Genomic DNA, 17,861 nt, shown 5'->3' on the forward strand with positions numbered 1-17,861 from the left:
TTGGTCAGCGGCGGGAGTTTTCGACAAGATCGGGAGCAGGTCAAGCACAAGCACGCAGAACACGGCGCAGCAGTTGCCGCTGCCCGCCGGTCAGCTGGCTGCCGCGATCTCGCTGTTTCGCGGCTTCACCGGCAACTGCACCATCTCGATATCGAAGTTCTTGGCGATATTCTCCGCCGTGGTGGCCGCGCCATAGAGAAAGCCCTGCACATATTCGGCGCCGATCCAACGGTTGATCAAGGCAAACTGTTCCCGCGTCTCAAGACCTTCGATTGTCACGGACAGGCCCAACTCATGCGTCATCTGCACGATGCCGCGCAGAAGCTTCAGGGAACGGCCTTCCTCGGTGATATCGGTGATGAAGGAGCGGTCGATCTTCACCTTGGTGACCGGCAGATCCTTCAGATAGCTCAGGCTGGAATAGCCGGTGCCGAAGTCGTCGATGGCAACCTGCAGCCCCATGGCCTTGAGGCTCTGGAGAACGCCTCCCGTCGCCTCGCGGTCCGTAATGATCGCGCCTTCCGTCACCTCGACTTCAATCAGTTCCGGCTCCACATTGTGGCGATGCAGGGCAGAACGGATGATGTCGGCCATGTCCATGTTCTGCAGGTCATGCGACGACAGGTTGATGGAGACCGCAATCCGCGACCCCCAAAGGCTGCAATCCTTGATCGCCTGTTCCACAACGTTTTGGGTCAAATCGGAGATCAGCCCCATCTCTTCCGCCATGGGAATGAACTCCGCCGGGGAAATCGGACCGTATTCCGGGTGGTTCCAGCGCGAAAGCGCTTCGCACCCGACCATGCGCAGGGTACGGACATTGATGATGGGCTGATAGGCGACCGACAGGGTGCCCTCGCCAATGGCCTTGCGCAAATCCGACTTGAGCCGCTGTTTGCTGCGGAAGGAATGGTCCATCGTCTCGACGAAAACCACCCACTGTTTCTGGCTGTCCTTCTTGGCGACATCGAGCGCCAGATCGGCATTCATGTGCATGACCGCAAGATCGAACTCCGCCGCGCAGACGATCACCACCCCGGCATGCGCGCCGGTCAGGATTTCATGACCGGAAATCGTGTACTGCCCCGATATGGCCGCCATGATGCGCTCGACACTCTGCAGCACGTCATCGCGCGTGGCGGCGGAAAACAGCAGCACGAATTCATCGCTGCCGAAGCGGGAAATGACCGGGTGCTTCACGTCGATCGAGGCAAGCCGGTCGGCAAAGGCGCGCAGCAATTCATCGCCAATGCGATGACCGAACGTGTCATTGGTCCGCTTCAGGCCGTCGACATCGACAACCATAAGCGCGATCTGCGTGCCCGGTTCGATGCCATCGGTATAGGTCCTGGCGATCTCGGCGAACTGGCTGCGATTGGGCAGGCCCGTCAGGCTGTCATAGCGCGCCATGCGGCTGATCTGCGCCTCCGCTTCCGCCCGCCGGGTCACATCCTGGAAAATGAGTACCGTGCCGTGCTGCGGGTCCGGCGTTGCCGTGAATTCATAATGGCGCTTGGCGGGAGACATGAACATGTCGCGCTCCTTGCGCCCGCTGAGCAGGTCCTGCATCTTGCCGGACAATGAAGCCTGCGTCTCCTCGGGAAAATAGGCTTTGACCCGGGCAAGCCGCAGCAGGCTCTGCAGGGAATGGCCGTGAACCTGCTCCGGCTCGTCAAAGCCCATCATTTTCGCCGCCTTCATATTGGCGACGGTGATTGTCTGGTTGCGGTCGAACATCAGCAACCCTTGCGGCATGCCGTTCAGCGCGGCATCGAAATGGCTGACAACGACGCTGAGTTGCTGTTTGCCCAGCAGTGCATCCCAGAGCGATTGCCGCAGCTTGGATGCGATGCGGATATTGCTCCAGAAATAGGGAAGGATCAGCAGCGCCAGCAGCCAGTTGTAAATGCCGCCCAGGAGCACGAATGTCAGGAACAGCGGCGCCAGAATGCCAATGGACATGCCGATGACGACCGTCGGCGAAACGTAGTTGCGCGTCACCAGCGCCACCATCGACGCGACAACGATTGCGACACTGGTGATGGCAGCCGAGGGGTCCGCGAGAACATAGATACTGACCAGACAAAGCAGGCCGAGAAGGATGCACGTGCTGATGGCCCCGAGGAGATAGCGCCACTCCCATGTCCGCAGGTCCGCCATGGTGGCGGACGAAAGATCTTTTCGTTCGAATGCGCTGGCGTTTGCAGTACGCCCAAGGACAATCAAGAAGAATGCGAGGGCAAAGGCCGCATAAATGGGATGATCGGTTTTGACATAAATAACCAATGTCGCAAGAATCTGGATGACCGAGGTCCACCAGACAGCCTTCTTGTTCGCATAAAGCGTGCGAAGGAACAAAATTTCGAGAAAAATACTCTCGTTGCGTTCAATTTTCATCAAAATGTCCGTGAATAACTGTACCCATAATTGGATACGTTAACGAATACTTTCGAACAAACGCCAACGATACTCAGATTATGTATGAGGCATGCATTTAGAATATTTATTTGCCCCCCATGTCAAACTGATATTTATCAAATGGGAAACACAATTACCAATTCCTAAAGCGACTGAGCGAACGGCATGAAACCGCCATCCCGTGTATGGATGCCTTTGGCAGCAAGGATCACGCCGGACAGGCGACAGCATTACTGTCGGGCTTGTCCTTGTCCGGGTTGGGATCGTAGAACGGACCGATGACCAGCGGCCTGTTGGGCAGCACCGATTCATCCGTGTCCGATATCATCGTCCGGTCGATTGTCTGCAGCAGCTTGCCCCCCGCATCCCTGAGACGGATCGTTACCTTGTAGCCGCGATCGGCCTTCACGCACTTGACCGGCGGACTGTCGACCGAAATCTTTTCGGCTGCGGGCCAGACATTCTGCCGGACGATGAACGGCTCTCCTCCGGCCGGGTTTTCAAAGGTGGTCTCAAGCATGGCATCACCCGGCACCTTGCGGACCTTTGTCAGCGTCAGATGATAGGTTGCCTGGGCAATCCGGTAGTTGAAGACAAACAGCTTTCCGGCAACGGCGAGGTAATCCCCCTCGCCCGAATCGCGGCAGGCCCCCAGGGCCAATGCGCCCGCCAGTACGGGCAACAGGACAAGCCGGCGCCAGTGATTCATGCTCTTACCCATGGCCGGACTCCGATGGTTCGCGATTGCGGCGATAGTGTCTTTGCGCCTTGGCCCGGTTTCCGCATACGGTCATGTCACACCAGCGGCGGCTGCGGTTGCGGCTTTCATCGAGATAAAGCCAATGGCAGTTCGGGCAGATCTTGATCCGCTCCAGCCGCGCCGGCTCCAGAAGGCGCATGGCGGACAGGAAAGCGGCGGTGCCGAGCGACAGATCGCGTTCGCCCTTGCCCGCGCCCGGCAACGCCAGATCCTGCCTGCCCGGTTCATCGCACACCAGCGCCGAGCCAAGCTGCAGAAATGCCGCCATGTTCGCAGGCGGGAGCCCTCCACCTCGCACGGCCGTGCGAAAGAGCGCATTGATGGCTTCACGCACATCGATAAGCCGGTTGATCTGCGCTGGCTGCACCGGCGGGTGGAAGCGGGCATCGCCCCACTCCGCCTGCCGGAATTGCGCTGCCGCTTCGGCAAATCCCCGCAGTTCCGAACGGTCTGAAAACCGGTCCAGCGCGCGGTCGGGCGCGTCACGAAAAACCACCGTATTGGCCAGGTCGAGAGCCAGCACGCCGCCACTGAATCGATGCGCATTCCAGTCAAAGGTCATGGCGAAATTCTAACTGGTAAAATCGTTTTTGCAAGTTAGTATATAAGGAAATCTGCGGGTGACCGATGGCCTATTTCCTTCAATTGCTGATCAATGGCATCCACAACGCCGCGCTGTATGCGCTGCTGGCCTACGGCTATGTCCTGATCCACGGGCTGACCCATCGAACGGATTTGTCGCTCGGCGCCCTCTTTGCCTTTTCAGGCCAGACCTTCATTCTGGCCACCGCATTCGGCTGGACGGTCCTGTGGATGACCTTGCCGCTGGCGCTCGGGTTCGGGCTGGCCGTTGCTGCGGTGTATGTCGGGCTCGGCGGCTATGCCATCGCCAGACTGATCTACACGCCGCTCGAGGCAGGGAACAGGAACACGATTCTGGTGGCGACGCTCGGCCTCAGCATTTTCCTGATGGAACTGTCGCGCCTTGCCGCCGATACCAGGGACTACTGGCTTCCGCCCATGCTGGCCGAGCCGGTGCACGTGCTGGGCGCGGCCGTCGACATCAGCCTGACACAGATTCAGCTCGTCAACATCGGCGTGGCCCTGATCGTCATCGCCTCCGGTGAACTGATCATGCACCGCACATCCGCAGGGCGGATATGGCGTGCGGTGAGCGACGAGCCGTTTGCATCGTCCATGTGCGGGATTGATCCGCGCCGCGTGCGGACGCGGGCAATCCTTGCCGCCTGTGCGGTCTGCGCCCTCGCCGGCTTTCTTGCAGCGCTGTACTACGGCAATGTCAGCTTCAATACCGGAATGATCTTCGGCCTGAAGATCCTGTTCATCACCGCCGCCGGAGGCCTGTCGAGACCGCTCCACGCGGCATTAGGCGCAGCGGCTGTCGGTGTCGTCGAATCCCTGTGGGGCGGATATTTTCCGGTCCTGTGGCGCGATGCCGCCGTCTTCGCGCTGCTGGTCTTTGTTCTCGCGGTGCGCACCAACAACAATGAAGCGGAGCGAATTTAACCCTGCAGGCTGTGGCCGCCATCGATGGTGATGACGGTGCCGGTGATGTAGCTGCTGGCATCGGAGGCGAGCAGCAGAACGGTGCCATCGATATCCTCAGGCTCGCCGAGGCGGCGCATCGGGTTCTTGCCCTTGAGGAATCCGTGTGCCGGGCCGCTCATGATGGATTCGTTGAGGCGCGTCGGAAACCATCCCGGCGCAATGGCGTTCACCCGGATCGCATGGGACGCCCATTCCAGCGCCAGGGAGCGGGTCATCTGGCTGATCGCCGCCTTCGACATGGCATAGCCCGCCGACCCCTTGACCGGCGCATCGGCAAGGATGCTGGAGGAATTGATGATCGATCCGCCGACACCGGCGGCAATCATCCGTTTGGCCGCTTCCTGCGCAATGAAAAACGCACCCTCGACATTCACTTCAAAAATATGCCGGAGCTGTTCGCGCGTCGTGGTGAGCGCCCGTTCCATCGTGGCGACACCGGCATTGTTGAAAACCACCGTGACCGTTCCAAGCTTCTGCTCGGCCTCGTCAAACGCGCGCTCGATATCGTCGGCAACCGTCACATCGGCAATAATATTGAGAATATTGGGGCTGTGCTCATTGTCCGGCGCGGGTGTGCGCGAAATGGAGACAACATTCGCGCCATGCGCGGCAAGCACGTGAACCATCCTGAGCCCCAGACCTGAGGACCCGCCTGTTACCGCAATGGTCTTTCCTGCAACGGAAAGAGAAGAGGCACTTGTCATTACAATAAATACCAACCCCGGATTGTTTTATCCACTGTTAGACTGCCCATGCAGCGATGACAACCACCGAACCGCCGCCGTCATGAAAACAAAGGCCGGGCTGCAACATCCCGGGTTGCTGCACCGGTATGAGGCTGGTAACAGTTCAGATGGAATATCGGGAGGGACAGCCGCAACGAAGGCATTGCCGCCGTTTTGACGAGCGGCCAAGGGCTGTCCGGGTGCTTTTCCCGGCAACGGAGGGTTGCCGGACTGAGGGGGAGGAACTGCATGTCGGCTTTGCTTGCCGTATCGAGAGCCATTGACCGTTTCAACGAATTTATTGGCCGCAACGTCGCCTGGCTGATTTTCCTGGCCGTGGTGGTGAGCGCCGGCAACGCCATCGTGCGCAAGGTGTTCAACCAGTCATCCAATGCCTGGCTGGAATTGCAGTGGTTCCTGTTTGGCGGCGCGTTCATGCTGGCCGCGGCCTATACGCTGCAGCAGAACGAGCACATCCGCATCGACATCGTCTATGGCGCCTTTTCGCGCCGGGTGCAGCACTGGATCGATCTGCTCGGGCATCTGTTTTTCCTGATGCCCTTCGTCCTGCTGATGTGCTTTTACTTCGTCCCCTATGTCAGCCTGTCCTATCGCAGCGGCGAAGGCTCGCCCAGCGCCGGCGGGCTGGTGCAATGGCCCGGCAAGCTGATCCTGCTGGTCGGCTTCCTGCTTCTGGCCATTCAGGGCATTTCGGAAATCATCAAGAAGATTGCGGTGATGCGCGGCGATATCCCCGATCCCAATCCGCCTCTCAGCCTCGAAGAGATTGCGGAACAGGAAGTCGCCATGGCGGAGGCGCGCAATGATTGAATTTATTGCGCAGAACATGGCGCCGATCATGTTCGTTTCGCTGATCGTCTTCATGCTGATCGGCTACCCCGTCGCCTTTGCCCTTGCTGCAAACGGGCTGCTGTTTTTCTTCATTGGCGTCGAGCTTGCCCCCTATTCCAACGGCACGATCACCCTCGACTGGCCCTTTCTTTACGCCCTGCCCGAACGGTTCTGGGGGGTGATGTCGAATGACACCCTGCTTGCCATTCCGTTCTTCACCTTCATGGGCATCATCCTCGAGCGCTCCGGCATGGCCGAGGACCTGCTCGATACGATCGGCCAGCTGTTCGGTCCGATTCGCGGCGGCCTCGCTTATGCCGTCATCTTCGTCGGCGCCCTGCTCGCGGCCACCACCGGCGTCGTGGCGGCATCGGTCATCTCCATGGGCCTGATCTCGCTGCCGATCATGCTGCGCTACGGCTATGACCGCCGTGTCGCATCCGGCGTCATCGCCGCATCCGGCACGCTGGCACAGATCATTCCGCCATCCCTCGTCCTGATCGTTCTCGCCGACCAGCTTGGGCGTTCCGTCGGCGACATGTATCATGGCGCGCTGATCCCGGGGCTGGTGCTGACCGGTCTCTACATGGCCTATGTCCTGACCCTGTCCATCTTCAAACCGAAATCCATGCCGGCTCTTCCTGTCGAGGCGCGCACATTGGGATCGGGCGTCACATCGCTCATCGTCGCCCTGGCCATTGCCGGTGCGATTGCCTACGCCGCGATTGTCTGGCTGAGACCCGTGGCGGGAACCAACGCGGATATCTGGGGCGCGACCATCGGCACCATCGCCGTCTACGCATTCGCGCTGGCGGACCGCTCATTCAACCTCAACCTGATGTCACGGCTGGCGCAGCAGGTGATCATCGTTCTCATTCCGCCGCTCGCCCTGATCTTCCTCGTGCTCGGCACGATCTTCCTCGGCATCGCCACGCCGACGGAAGGCGGCGCCATGGGGGCCGTCGGTGCGCTGCTCATGGCCGCTTCGAAGGGTCGCCTCAGTTTCAGCGTGATCAATCAGGCGCTGGCGTCAACGACCAAACTGTCATCCTTCGTGCTCTTCATCCTGCTTGGAGCCCGTGTGTTCTCGCTCACGTTCTACGGCGTCAACGGCCAGGTCTGGGTCGAGCACCTGCTGGTATCCCTGCCGGGCGGACAGGTCGGGTTCCTGATCGTCGTCAACATCCTCGTGTTTTTCCTGGCGTTCTTTCTCGATTTCTTCGAGCTGGCCTTCATCATCGTGCCGCTGCTTGCGCCCGTCGCGGACAAGCTCGGCATCGACCTGATCTGGTTCGGCGTGCTGCTCGGCATCAACATGCAGACCAGCTTCATGCATCCGCCGTTCGGTTTTGCCCTGTTCTATCTGCGTTCCGTGGCGGCCAAGGTGCCCTATATGGACAAGATCACGGGCAAGAAAATCCAGCCGATCACCACCGGGCAGATCTATTGGGGCGCCGTGCCCTTCGTCGGCATCCAGATCGTCATGGTGGCCCTGACGATCATGTTCCCGCAAATGGTCATGCATTACACCGGCCCTGCCAGCACGATCAATCCGGCGACCATCCAGATTCCCAATTCCGATCTCGGCGGCGGGCTTGGAGGCGGTTTGGGTGGCGGCCTTGGCGGCGGACTGGGCACCGACCTCAGTGCACCGCCGCTTGGTGGTCCCGCGCCCAATCCGGCGGCGCCCGCGCAACCCGCGGCACCGGATTTGAGCCAGCCACCGAAAATGTGACGGCAGGACACGAAAAAGCCCGGCATCGCTGCCGGGCTTTTGTTTGCTCAAAACGGCTGGCTCAGAGCTTGCCGTTGCGCTGCTGGACCATCATGAACGTGTCGAAAGTGTATTCGGCCACCTGAGCGTAGAGGAAATGCTCGTTGCGGAAAGCCTTGATGGAGTCCCAGATCTTCTTGAACGGCGCATTGGTCGCTTCGATTTCGGCATAGACCGTATTGGCCGCCTCGAAACAGGCATTGAGGATTTCCGGGGTGAACGGACGCAGCTGCGCACCGCCGGCAACCAGCCGCTTGATGGCCGGAGGGTTCACATAGTCATACTTCTGCAGCATGTTCGCATCGGTTGCCTGGGCCGCCGTGCGGAACAGCGACTGATAGCTCGGCGGCAGCGAATCCCACTTCTGCTTGTTGACCATGAAGCTGACGGTCGGACCGCCTTCCCACCAGCCGGGATAATAATAATAGGGCGCCACCTTCTGGAAGCCGAGCTTTTCATCGTCATAGGGGCCAACCCATTCGGCGGCATCGATCGTGCCCTTTTCGAGCGACGGATAGATGTCACCGCCGGCGATCTGCTGCGGCACGACACCCAGCTTTTCCAGCACCTTGCCGGCAAAACCGCCGACGCGCATCTTGAGGCCCTTCAAATCCTCGACGGTCTTGATTTCCTTGCGGAACCAGCCGCCCATCTGCACGCCGGTATTGCCGCCCGGATAGGCCTGCAGGCCCTGCTTGTTGAAGAACTCGTTCATCAGGTCAATGCCGCCGCCCTGGTACTGCCAGGCATTCATGCCGCGGGCATTGAGCGCGAAAGGTACGGCTGCACCCAGAGCCCAGGTGGGGTCCTTGCCCCAGTAATAATAGGCAACGGTGTGGCACAGTTCGACAGTACCCGCTGCGGCCGCATCGGCAGCCTGCAATCCCGGAACGACTTCGCCGGCCGCGAAGGGCTGGATGACGAAATTGCCGTCCGTGGCTTCTTTCAGGTATTTCGACAGAACCTCGGCGCCGCCATAGATCGTGTCGAGTGATTTTGGAAATGACGACGCACAGCGCCACGTGATCTTCGGCATCGACTGCGCAATTGCCGGCGCGGCCAGTGTGGTAGCCGCAGCCACCCCCGCGCTGGCATATCCGGCATTCCTGATGAATGAACGACGATCCATATATTCTCCTCCAGTATTTCGGTTCAGACCCCCCGGACAAACAGTCCATTTCTCCCGGTCCGCCGACCACCATACACACTCGACTCTTCAAGTCCAGTCGCTGAAAACACAAACGGGGCGCGGTGCAAAGCCGGCGAAAATCCGGGGAAACCTCACAGAAAAGCCGTCTTTGCGGCCGAAAGGCTCTCAGGGCCGGACCCATTGGAAACACCCTCGAACTGCACTACATTCTATCAAGATTTGTTTATGGAGCATCCCCATGCGGCAGCCACTCGTCGCCATCACATCAGACGTTCGTGCCTTTGAAAATTACACGTGGCACGCAGCGCCCGATCAGTATCTGAAGGCTGCCTACGAGGCAGCGGGCGTCATCCCCCTGATTGTCCCGTCTTTCGGCGAAGGCCTCGATATCGATGCCATTCTTGACGGCGTGGACGGGGTTCTGATCACAGGCTCCAAATCCAATGTCCATCCCGCGCTCTACGGCGTCGAACCCACCGAAGCACACGAGCCCTACGATCCCGCCCGTGATGCGACCTCATTGCCCCTGATCCGGCGCGCCATCGAGCGCGGTGTGCCGCTGCTTGCCATTTGCCGCGGCATTCAGGAGCTGAACGTCGCGCTTGGCGGCACGCTCGCCACCGAGATACAGGAACTGGATGGCCGCATGGATCACCGGGCGCCGCAATCCGAGCAGCAGGCGGAGCGTTTTGCCATCCGCCATCCCGTGCGCATCAAGCCGGGCTCGTGCCTCGCCAATGTCATGCAGGCGGATACGGTTCAGGTCAATTCCGTGCACCGGCAGGCCATCGACAAGCCGGCGGCCCAGCTGGATATCGAAGCGGTGGCGGAGGATGGCACCATCGAGGCCGTGTCGGTCAAAAACGCCCGCGGTTTTGCTGTCGGCGTGCAATGGCATCCGGAATATTGGGTGAAAAGCGACAGTCCGTCGCGCAAGATTTTTGCCGCTTTCGGTGATGCCGCCCGGGCGCACAAGGCCACCCGTGAAAGGCTTCAGGCGGCGGAATAATCCCCGCTAGAACAGATTCAGCCCGCTCGCCGACAGCGAGAGCAGGACGGAACGCGGCGCAACGCTGACATAGGCCCGTCCATCGCCGGGGCTGAATTCAACGATGGTTTTCCCGGACTGATCCGCCAGAGCGATGGTTCCGTCCTGATTGTTGCGCCACTCCGTCGCGTCGGCCAGGGGCGCATACAGCGCCGCACACCCCTTGGCGACGCGCAGCGCGTCATGCCCTGCAATGCCGTTGCCTTGCGGGAAGATTTTGCACTTTGCCGCGCCTCCCGGGCTGCTGATGAGAAAGGCGGGCCGGTCGAAATCTGTCAGTCCGATGGAAGCGGTCGTCGTCGGATCGACCTGCACGGGCGGCGCGCTGGCGGACGACAAAAAATCTCCAAGCACCGCAACGGCGGCGAAAAAGGCGGCAAGGCCAATCCCGGCAGGCAAACTCAGCTTCACGACGATCTCCCCGGGGATTACTGGCCTGGAGGGACCTTAGGCAAACAGCCTTAATCAAGCTTTAAGCCGCCTGTTGAAAACGCAGCCTTGAACCGGACTACCGTTCCTTGGGTTTGGATGTGGACTGCCGGATGCGCAGTTCCGGCTTGATCAGCTCCTGCCGCGCATGGGTATCCGCCCCGTTGAGCTGGTCGAGCAAGGCGCGCGCGGCACGCTGGCCGACCTCGCGCTGGCCGTTCCACACGGTCGTCAGCGCCGGCGTGGCAATCGCTGCTTCTTCCAGGTCGTCATAACCGGTCACGGAAATATCCACGCCGGGCACCAGCCCGGCACGGGCAATGCCGTTCATCATGCCGATGGCGGCCAGATCATTCCAGCAGACGGCCGCCGTCGGATGATCCTTCAGCGCCAGGAACTGCGGCGCGGCATCAAAACCGGCCTGTTTGGTGCGCGGCCCGGGAATGCGCCATTCCGGCTTGACCTCAAGACCGGCCTTCTGCATCGCCAGGAGATAACCTTCGTAGCGGTCACGGCCCGTCGACGTCTGGTCGGTGCCGCCGACCATGGCAATCCGCGTGTGGCCGAGTGAAATCAGATGATTCGTTGCCAGGCTGATACCGTAGGAATCATCGCCCCGGAACACCGGCACGTTGGCATCCTTGACCGTACGCGCAATCAGGACGACCGGCAGACCATTGTCTTCCGCCATGCGGATATCCTCGGCAGGGGTGCCGATGGCAGGCGACATGATGACACCGTCGCCGCCCAATTGCAGAACGGTCTCGATGAATGTGCGCTGCTTGTCGAGCTGGTCGTAATGGTTCGACAGGATGAAGGTCTGGCCGGAGCGATCGAGTTCTCCTTCGATTGCCCGCAAAATTTCGGCAAAGAACGGGTTCATGATGTCGTGAACCACCACACCGACAATGCCCGAGCGTGACGTGCGCAGGCTGGCCGCCCGGCGGTTGTAGATATAACCGATGGCGCGCGCGTGTTCCTTGATCTTTTCGCGGGTCTGATCGGCGACAAGCGGACTGTCGCGCAATGCAAGCGATACGGTTGCAGTGGACACTTTCAGCGCGTCGGCAATTGTCGATAGTTTGATCTTTTGCGCCAAAAACCGCCTCCCCGCCGTCTAGCCAGACAAGTATAGTGTCATTCTCTGGCGTTATGCCACTGCAACCCGATAAATCAAAGCCCTTTCGCCGCCCGTGCCCGCAAAGCAGCAATTGAACCGGTGACGTACGGATGCGGACTGCGATCAGGACCGCCGCCGCAACCGGTGTTCGCGATGCACGACGTAAAGCCCGCTGCCGATGACGATAACGGCGCCAACAAGCGTGTAAACATCGGGAAACTGGCCGAAAAACACATATCCGAAGGCGAGCATCCAGACGATCTGCAGAAACGGATAGGGCGCAAGCGCGGCCGTGGTTGCGCGCCGGTAGGCCAGAATGATCAGATAGTGCCCTACCCCGCCGAAAAAACCGAGCATGAGCAGAAGCGCAATCTGGAACCATGTCTGCGGCATCACGGCTTGGGTGATGGCGGGCGAAATCAGGACGGCAGGCGCAAGCGCGGAAAAAAAGATCAGGCTTTCCGGTGATTCGGTGGCAGCCATGCGGCGGGTCAGCAGCACATAGAGCGAATAGCTGAGCATGGCCAGTATCGAATAGGGCAAGCCGGGATTAAGCGTGCCGAAGCCGGGCCGCGCAATGATCAGCACGCCGATGAATGCCACGATGATCGCCGCCCAGCGGCGCCAGCCGGCCCATTCCCCCAGCAGTGGCCCTGCCAGGGCGGCAATGACCATGGGGGCGGCGAAGGTGATCGTGATCGTCTCGCCCAGCTGCATGGTCTGCAGCGCATAGAAATTGAAATAGGTGGAACCGAACAGGCACAGGCCCCGCAGCAGCTGAAAGCGGATGCTCTTGACCCTGAACAGCGCCGGATTGGTCCAGCCGCGAAAGAAGATGAAAACCAGCACCGTATGCTCGGCAAACCGCATCCACGAAATGAATGCGGGCGGAATACCCTGGAGAACCAGATATTTGGCGCTCGAATCCAGGCAGGAAAACAGGATGCCCGCCGCAAAGATATAAAGAATTGCGGCAGCAGGAACGGCTTCCTGGGAGGAAGGAGCGGGTACAGGCAAGGAGCTAACCAATCAGACGGCGGGACGTGCCGTCATGTTAGCAATTTCACATCATTTGTAACGGTAAATCACCACGAGCGACGAGAAAATTACTCTTCTTCCCCCTCGTCCTCCTCGTGATCGTCCTCCGAGCCGGTCTGGCGCAGCAATTCGGCAGCCGACAAATTGATCTCCAGCCGCTGCAGCATTTTGATCAGGGCTTTGCGCTCTTTTTTGTCGAAGCCCTTCATCGCATCCTTCTCAGTCTTGCGGATGGATTTTTCGATCGCCCGGATCGCTTCATTGCCGGTATCGGTCAAAAAGATATGGGCCTGGCGCTGATCGGTCGCCGACCCTTCCTTCTTGACGAAACCCTGCGTTTGCAGCCGGGAGATGGTTTTGGTGATCGTCGGCGGCCGGACACCCAGGCGTTTTGCCAGAACGCTCGGCGAAAGGCCGTCTTCATGGGCCAGTTGCAACATGACGGCATCCTGCCCGGCGTAGAAACCATGGGCCAGCAGCCGGGTGGCCAGTGCCGTTCGCGTCAAGCGAGCGGTTGATTGCAGACGATGAAGGATGAGAGGCTTGCGTTCCTTGACCATTCAAATTCCTGCTCGCTATGAACCCATTGTCCGGTTGATGATAAGGCGGCTAGCTCTTTTTGGTAAATGGCAATTATCAGGCGAAGAATATCGGTGCTGCGCAGTCCGCAATTGTATGGAAAACAGATCCTGGCGCCCCAACATTCAGCTCCGCACCATAAGTCCAATCCCCCCGATGAATCCGCGTTACAATTCTTATATGACATTCTGATGAAATTTGCCGACGAATTGCTGTTGCGCTTGAAATAAGCCTGTAAAAATCCGGCCTCCGGCGCCTATCCTCGTGGCATCGCGACAATTATGCTAACAGGGTCCGTCAAACCGCGTGAGTGTCCCATGCCCGCTTCTTCCGCCAGAACCATTGCCCTTCTTCCGCTTGGTGCCCACGAGCAGCATGGCCCGCATCTGCCCTTCGACACCGACACGCTGATCGCGCAAGGGTTGACGGAACGGCTGAAACGGGCGCTTCCCCCTAGACTTGCCGTCGACATCCTGCCGGTTGAACCCGTCGGCTACTCCATCGAGCATATGGATGTGGGCGGCACGAAGACCCTCGCCTTCGATGCGGCTGTCCGCCGCTGGATCGACATCGGCAGGCAGGTAGCCGGCCGTGGCCAGTCCAAACTGGTGATCCTCAACGCCCATGGCGGCAACGCGCCGCTGATGACCATCGTCGCGACGGAACTGCGCGTGCATTGCAATATGCTTGCCGTGGCAACAAGCTGGACACGGTTTGGTTTGCCGGATGGCTTGATTTCGCCGGAAGACAAGGCGCTCGACATTCATGGCGGCTTTATCGAAACATCGGTGATGCTGGCGCTCTACCCGGAAACAGTTGATATGACAAAGGCACAGGACTTCGATTCAAACCAACGCGCCTATATCCGGGATTATAAGCACCTGCGCGCCTACGGCCCGCATGCCTTTGGCTGGAAGATGTCGGATCTCAACCGGCTGGGCGTTGCCGGCAACGCCGCCCGCGCCACCGCAGAAGCGGGCGAACAGATCATTGCGCGCAGTGTGCAAGGCATCATTGAACTGCTCGAGGATGTCGACCGCTTCGACGTTTCGGTTTTGCGGCCTTGACAGGCTCAATCCTGTTGAACAAACCATTCATGCAATTGAATACAGTTGATGTAGCAAAAGCGGCCGCGATCACCTATATCCTGTGTTCATCCATTCAAAGAGGCACACGATGAGTGAAGCTCAAACGACCACCAGTGCCGCGCCGGATGCGGCGCGCATCCCCCAGATCCCCGTCACCGTGCTGACCGGCTATCTCGGCTCCGGCAAGACGACGCTGCTGAACCGCATTCTCAGTGAAGATCACGGCAAACGCTATGCGGTCATCGTCAATGAGTTCGGCGAGATCGGCATCGACAATGATCTGATCGTCGAATCCGACGAAGAAATCTACGAAATGAACAATGGCTGCATCTGCTGCACCGTGCGCGGCGACCTGATCCGCGTGGTCGAGGGCCTGATGCGCCGTCCCGGCCGTTTCGATGCCATCATCGTCGAAACAACCGGCCTTGCCGATCCCGTCCCTGTCGCCCAGACCTTCTTCATGGATGACGATGTACGCAGCAAGACCATGCTGGATGCGGTCGTGGCGCTCGTCGACGCCAAGCACCTGCCGCTGCGCCTGAAAGACAGCCGCGAGGCGGAAGACCAGATTGCCTTTGCCGACGTTGTTCTGCTCAACAAGACCGACCTGGTCACGCCGGAGGAACTCGCCGCCGTCGAAGCTACGGTGCGCGCCATCAACCCCTATGCCGTCATCCACCGGACCGAGCGCGCCGCCATTGACCTGACGCGCGTGCTCGATCGCGGCGCTTTCGACCTGACGCGCGCACTGGAAAACGATCCGCATTTCCTCGACCACGATCACCCTGATCATGCCTGCGGGCCCGATTGCGATCATGATCACGATCACGATCACGCGCATCATCATCACGATCACGGGCATGACCACCATCACCACCATGATCATGCATCGCCGATTCATGACACCACGGTCGTCTCGGTCTCCTTGCGCGTCGGCGAGCTCAATCCCGACAAGTTCTTCCCGTGGGTGCAGAAGATCACCCAGGAACAGGGCCCGAATATCCTGCGCCTCAAGGGCATTCTTGCGTTCCGGAACGATCACGAGCGCTATGTCATCCAGGGCGTCCATATGATCATCGAGGGCGATCATCAGCGGGCTTGGAAAGACAACGAAAAGCGCGAAAGCCGCCTTGTCTTCATCGGCCGTGAACTCGACCATGATGCGCTGAAATCCGGACTTGAAAGCTGCCTTGCCTGATGCCGACCATTGCCCCGCTAGACCTCGCCGGCCATTGCGTTGACGCGCGCTTTATCCAGGATGTCCCGTTCTTCGCGCTTGCCGACGGCAGCGTGCATCGGCTCGACAATGGCCACAAGACCGTGGAAGCCCATGACGGCCTGCTTTGCGCCGTACCATCCGCCGATGGTAAGTTTTTGCTTACAAGTGGCGAGGATGGCCGCGTCTGCTCGATCGGGCTGAATGGCGAAGTCACCGAACTCAGCAGGATACCGCGCAAGTGGATGACGGCGCTGGCGGCGGCACCGAATGGTGCCGTGGCTTATGCATCGGGAAAGACTGCCTGGGTGCGCGCACCCGACGGATCGGTGCGTGAATTCACCCATGAACGCAGCGTCGAAGGGCTAGCCTTTGCGCCCAAGGGCATGCGGCTGGCGGTCGCGCGCTACAATGGCGTGACGCTGCATTGGCCGGCAACCAACGGCACGCCGACCGAACTTGAATGGAAGGGCGCTCATGTCTCGGTGACCTTCTCACCCGACAACCGTTTTCTCGTTACCTCCATGCAGGAAAATGCCCTGCATGGCTGGCGCCTGGAAGACAACCGCCACATGCGCATGACCGGCTATCCCAACAAGGTCAAAAGCTGGTCATGGAGCCCGAAGGGCAAATGGCTGGCGACTTCGGGGGCGCCGGCAACGGTCGTCTGGCCGTTTTCCGGCAAGGACGGCCCGATGGGCAAGGCGCCGCTGGAGCTGGGAACCCGCGGCGACAGCGCGGTGACGGCAGTGGCCTGTCATCCCGTCGAGGATATCGTCGCCATCGGCTATGCCGACGGCATGATCCTCGTCGGACGCTTCGGCGATCAGAAGGAAGTGCTGCTGCGCCGCCCCGGCAAGGGCGCGGTTTCGTGCATGGACTGGGACAGAACCGGGCACCGCCTGGTGTTCGGCAGCGAGAGCGGCGACTGCGGGGTTGTCGATATCACGGCTTAAAAAGTCGATCACTTTTCGCTTCGTGATTTTCAGTTTATTTATTCGCTTTTCGTTCTATAATTCAAACATGCAGTATAGTTTGGATTTTGGAACTCCGAACCAGCTTGATATTATCCATAATCGCTTGAAAGCACATTATGGAAGCCCCGCTGCCGGGTTAAGATTTTCGCCCATAGAGATGCTTGTTGTGGCGATGCTGGGGAGCCGCACTCGTGATCATGTATCGTTAAGAGCTTATCATAATCTGCAAAGGAAGTTTAAAACGCCCCAAGTTCTGGCTTACGCTGATCCCGAAGATGTCTATGGCTGTATTCGCGAGATTACTTTTGCAAGGACATATGCATCCTACATTCCCGAAGCTCTTCAGGCCATTATCCGGAAATGTGGTGCACTGGATCTGGAATCATTACGCAGTATGGCAGTGGAACAAGCGCTGACGTGGGGCCAAAAATCAGCGCATGCGTCCTAAATTTCAGTGAACTGCAGATGCGCGCATTGGTGATCGACACCCATTACCTACGCTTTGCGTTGCGCTTCCAACTTATTCATAGGGATATGCGGGCCAATACAGCAATACGCGCCATTCAACGCCTGGTACCAGACGCGTGGCTCGCGCCGCGGATACAGAACAGCATCATGTGCTGGTAAAGCGGCTGGCACAGGAATTTTGCGTTTCAGGGACACCCCGATGTCATGGCTGTCCTTTACAGGATGCATGCCCTTATGCTGCTTTCCGGGGTTTTGGGCGGGCGTTCTCAGGCTTCAGGTTCTTCGCCTGACGTGAGACTGGGTGTTTTGAGATGTATGTGGGAGATTTGTTGGTTGCGGGGACAGGATTTGAACCTGTGACCTTCAGGTTATGAGCCTGACGAGCTACCGGGCTGCTCCACCCCGCGCCACCATATCCGGCGATTGCCGTTTTGTCTGTCCTCGGGCGTTGCCCTGCGGTCAGCGGTGCAGCCCGGATTTCTCCGTTTGTCCGTCCTCGAAGCCTGATGGCTTCTGCGGTCGGACGGGGGTGCTGCTCCACCCCGCGCCACCATATCGCCGCTTGGCGATGGAAGTAATTATGCTCTTACATTGGTGTTATTGCAAAAGCAAAAGGCCGCTTTAGGCGGCCTTGGATGCGTTGGTATGGA

General features: G+C 59.4%; 17 protein-coding genes and 1 tRNA gene. 8 read left to right on the plus strand and 10 right to left on the minus strand.

What is annotated here, in order from left to right; all coding sequences use genetic code 11:
* Positions 1-90: 90 nt before the first annotated feature.
* From ACP7B1_RS19460 to ACP7B1_RS19470, 3 genes are all read right to left on the minus strand, one after another.
* Positions 91-2,397: a putative bifunctional diguanylate cyclase/phosphodiesterase gene (locus ACP7B1_RS19460; protein WP_346305320.1), complete on the minus strand. Its 2,307-nt coding sequence runs from the start codon at positions 2,395-2,397 to the stop codon at positions 91-93.
* 229 nt (positions 2,398-2,626) lie between these two features.
* Positions 2,627-3,139, minus strand: a complete 513-nt coding sequence (locus ACP7B1_RS19465; protein WP_346305319.1) for a hypothetical protein — start codon at positions 3,137-3,139, stop codon at positions 2,627-2,629.
* Positions 3,132-3,740 carry a CGNR zinc finger domain-containing protein gene (locus tag ACP7B1_RS19470; RefSeq protein WP_223615944.1) on the minus strand — a complete coding sequence of 203 codons (609 nt, stop codon included), beginning with the start codon at positions 3,738-3,740 and terminating at the stop codon, positions 3,132-3,134. Before ACP7B1_RS19470 ends, ACP7B1_RS19465 begins: the two co-directional genes overlap by 8 nt.
* 65 nt (positions 3,741-3,805) lie before the next feature.
* Between ACP7B1_RS19470 and ACP7B1_RS19475 the strand changes: the two genes are divergently transcribed.
* Positions 3,806-4,705 carry a branched-chain amino acid ABC transporter permease gene (locus ACP7B1_RS19475; RefSeq protein WP_346305318.1) on the plus strand — a complete coding sequence of 300 codons (900 nt, stop codon included), beginning with the start codon at positions 3,806-3,808 and terminating at the stop codon, positions 4,703-4,705.
* Here ACP7B1_RS19475 and ACP7B1_RS19480 read toward each other — a convergent pair.
* Positions 4,702-5,451, minus strand: a complete 750-nt coding sequence (locus ACP7B1_RS19480; RefSeq protein ID WP_223615942.1) for an SDR family NAD(P)-dependent oxidoreductase — start codon at positions 5,449-5,451, stop codon at positions 4,702-4,704. The two genes, ACP7B1_RS19475 and ACP7B1_RS19480, sit on opposite strands and share 4 nt — an antisense overlap.
* A gap of 270 nt (positions 5,452-5,721) precedes the next feature.
* Between ACP7B1_RS19480 and ACP7B1_RS19485 the strand changes: the two genes are divergently transcribed.
* Together ACP7B1_RS19485 and ACP7B1_RS19490 are read left to right on the plus strand one after the other, a co-directional pair.
* Positions 5,722-6,303: a TRAP transporter small permease subunit gene (locus ACP7B1_RS19485; RefSeq protein WP_223615941.1), complete on the plus strand. Its 582-nt coding sequence runs from the start codon at positions 5,722-5,724 to the stop codon at positions 6,301-6,303.
* Positions 6,296-8,059, plus strand: coding sequence for a TRAP transporter large permease subunit (locus ACP7B1_RS19490; RefSeq protein ID WP_346305316.1), 1,764 nt, complete (start codon positions 6,296-6,298; stop codon positions 8,057-8,059). Before ACP7B1_RS19485 ends, ACP7B1_RS19490 begins: the two co-directional genes overlap by 8 nt.
* 61 nt (positions 8,060-8,120) lie before the next feature.
* On the opposite strand, the gene ACP7B1_RS19495 is transcribed toward ACP7B1_RS19490, so the two are convergent.
* A complete protein-coding gene (locus tag ACP7B1_RS19495; RefSeq protein ID WP_346305315.1) occupies positions 8,121-9,227 on the minus strand; it encodes a TRAP transporter substrate-binding protein in 1,107 nt (368 codons plus the stop codon).
* A gap of 259 nt (positions 9,228-9,486) precedes the next feature.
* Here ACP7B1_RS19495 and ACP7B1_RS19500 point away from each other — a divergent pair, with 259 nt between their 5' ends.
* Positions 9,487-10,257 (plus strand): gamma-glutamyl-gamma-aminobutyrate hydrolase family protein, encoded by a 771-nt coding sequence (locus ACP7B1_RS19500; RefSeq protein WP_346305314.1) that lies wholly within the window; start codon positions 9,487-9,489, stop codon positions 10,255-10,257.
* A 6-nt stretch (positions 10,258-10,263) separates the two neighbouring features.
* Here ACP7B1_RS19500 and ACP7B1_RS19505 read toward each other — a convergent pair whose 3' ends face one another.
* The 4 genes from ACP7B1_RS19505 to ACP7B1_RS19520 form a co-directional block, all read right to left on the minus strand.
* Positions 10,264-10,707, minus strand: a complete 444-nt coding sequence (locus ACP7B1_RS19505) for a hypothetical protein (protein ID WP_346305313.1) — start codon at positions 10,705-10,707, stop codon at positions 10,264-10,266.
* Between the two features lie 97 nt (positions 10,708-10,804).
* Positions 10,805-11,824, minus strand: coding sequence for a LacI family DNA-binding transcriptional regulator (locus tag ACP7B1_RS19510; RefSeq protein WP_223615936.1), 1,020 nt, complete (start codon positions 11,822-11,824; stop codon positions 10,805-10,807).
* Positions 11,825-11,968: 144 nt separating this feature from the next.
* The gene (locus tag ACP7B1_RS19515) at positions 11,969-12,862 is read right to left on the minus strand and encodes a DMT family transporter (RefSeq protein WP_288194319.1); all 894 of its coding nucleotides are present in this window, start codon (positions 12,860-12,862) and stop codon (positions 11,969-11,971) included.
* Between the two features lie 89 nt (positions 12,863-12,951).
* Positions 12,952-13,443: a MarR family winged helix-turn-helix transcriptional regulator gene (locus ACP7B1_RS19520; protein WP_223615934.1), complete on the minus strand. Its 492-nt coding sequence runs from the start codon at positions 13,441-13,443 to the stop codon at positions 12,952-12,954.
* 300 nt (positions 13,444-13,743) lie between these two features.
* Here ACP7B1_RS19520 and ACP7B1_RS19525 point away from each other — a divergent pair, with 300 nt between their 5' ends.
* The 4 genes from ACP7B1_RS19525 (at position 13,744) to ACP7B1_RS19540 (ending at position 17,191) form a co-directional block, all read left to right on the plus strand.
* Entirely contained in the window at positions 13,744-14,529 is a 786-nt protein-coding gene (locus ACP7B1_RS19525) for a creatininase family protein (RefSeq protein ID WP_346305312.1), read from the plus strand.
* A 109-nt stretch (positions 14,530-14,638) separates the two neighbouring features.
* Complete coding sequence (locus tag ACP7B1_RS19530; RefSeq protein WP_346305311.1) at positions 14,639-15,748, plus strand: CobW family GTP-binding protein; 1,110 nt, start codon at positions 14,639-14,641, stop codon at positions 15,746-15,748.
* Entirely contained in the window at positions 15,748-16,722 is a 975-nt protein-coding gene (locus ACP7B1_RS19535) for a WD40 repeat domain-containing protein (RefSeq protein ID WP_426137195.1), read from the plus strand. The genes ACP7B1_RS19530 and ACP7B1_RS19535 overlap by 1 nt, the downstream gene beginning before the upstream one ends.
* Before the next feature lie 67 nt (positions 16,723-16,789).
* Entirely contained in the window at positions 16,790-17,191 is a 402-nt protein-coding gene (locus tag ACP7B1_RS19540; protein WP_426137196.1) for a hypothetical protein, read from the plus strand.
* A gap of 350 nt (positions 17,192-17,541) precedes the next feature.
* Here ACP7B1_RS19540 and ACP7B1_RS19545 read toward each other — a convergent pair.
* A tRNA-Met gene (locus ACP7B1_RS19545) sits at positions 17,542-17,618 on the minus strand.
* Positions 17,619-17,861: the final 243 nt, after the last annotated feature.

This window comes from Phyllobacterium sp. SL163, from assembly GCF_049896885.1.
In the GTDB taxonomy this organism is placed as follows: Bacteria; Pseudomonadota; Alphaproteobacteria; order Rhizobiales; family Rhizobiaceae; genus Phyllobacterium; species Phyllobacterium calauticae.

Bases quoted from the DNA above. Each gene is read 5' to 3' on its own strand.
- ACP7B1_RS19460 (WP_346305320.1), bottom strand. From the start codon at position 2,397: ATGAAAATTGAACGCAACGAGAGTATTTTTCTCGAAATTTTGTTCCTT.
- ACP7B1_RS19465 (WP_346305319.1), bottom strand. From the start codon at position 3,139: ATGGGTAAGAGCATGAATCACTGGCGCCGGCTTGTCCTGTTGCCCGTA.
- ACP7B1_RS19470 (WP_223615944.1), bottom strand. From the start codon at position 3,740: ATGACCTTTGACTGGAATGCGCATCGATTCAGTGGCGGCGTGCTGGCT.
- ACP7B1_RS19475 (WP_346305318.1), top strand. From the start codon at position 3,806: ATGGCCTATTTCCTTCAATTGCTGATCAATGGCATCCACAACGCCGCG.
- ACP7B1_RS19480 (WP_223615942.1), bottom strand. From the start codon at position 5,451: ATGACAAGTGCCTCTTCTCTTTCCGTTGCAGGAAAGACCATTGCGGTA.
- ACP7B1_RS19485 (WP_223615941.1), top strand. From the start codon at position 5,722: ATGTCGGCTTTGCTTGCCGTATCGAGAGCCATTGACCGTTTCAACGAA.
- ACP7B1_RS19490 (WP_346305316.1), top strand. From the start codon at position 6,296: ATGATTGAATTTATTGCGCAGAACATGGCGCCGATCATGTTCGTTTCG.
- ACP7B1_RS19495 (WP_346305315.1), bottom strand. From the start codon at position 9,227: ATGGATCGTCGTTCATTCATCAGGAATGCCGGATATGCCAGCGCGGGG.
- ACP7B1_RS19500 (WP_346305314.1), top strand. From the start codon at position 9,487: ATGCGGCAGCCACTCGTCGCCATCACATCAGACGTTCGTGCCTTTGAA.
- ACP7B1_RS19520 (WP_223615934.1), bottom strand. From the start codon at position 13,443: ATGGTCAAGGAACGCAAGCCTCTCATCCTTCATCGTCTGCAATCAACC.
- ACP7B1_RS19525 (WP_346305312.1), top strand. From the start codon at position 13,744: ATGCTAACAGGGTCCGTCAAACCGCGTGAGTGTCCCATGCCCGCTTCT.
- ACP7B1_RS19530 (WP_346305311.1), top strand. From the start codon at position 14,639: ATGAGTGAAGCTCAAACGACCACCAGTGCCGCGCCGGATGCGGCGCGC.
- ACP7B1_RS19535 (WP_426137195.1), top strand. From the start codon at position 15,748: ATGCCGACCATTGCCCCGCTAGACCTCGCCGGCCATTGCGTTGACGCG.
- ACP7B1_RS19540 (WP_426137196.1), top strand. From the start codon at position 16,790: ATGCAGTATAGTTTGGATTTTGGAACTCCGAACCAGCTTGATATTATC.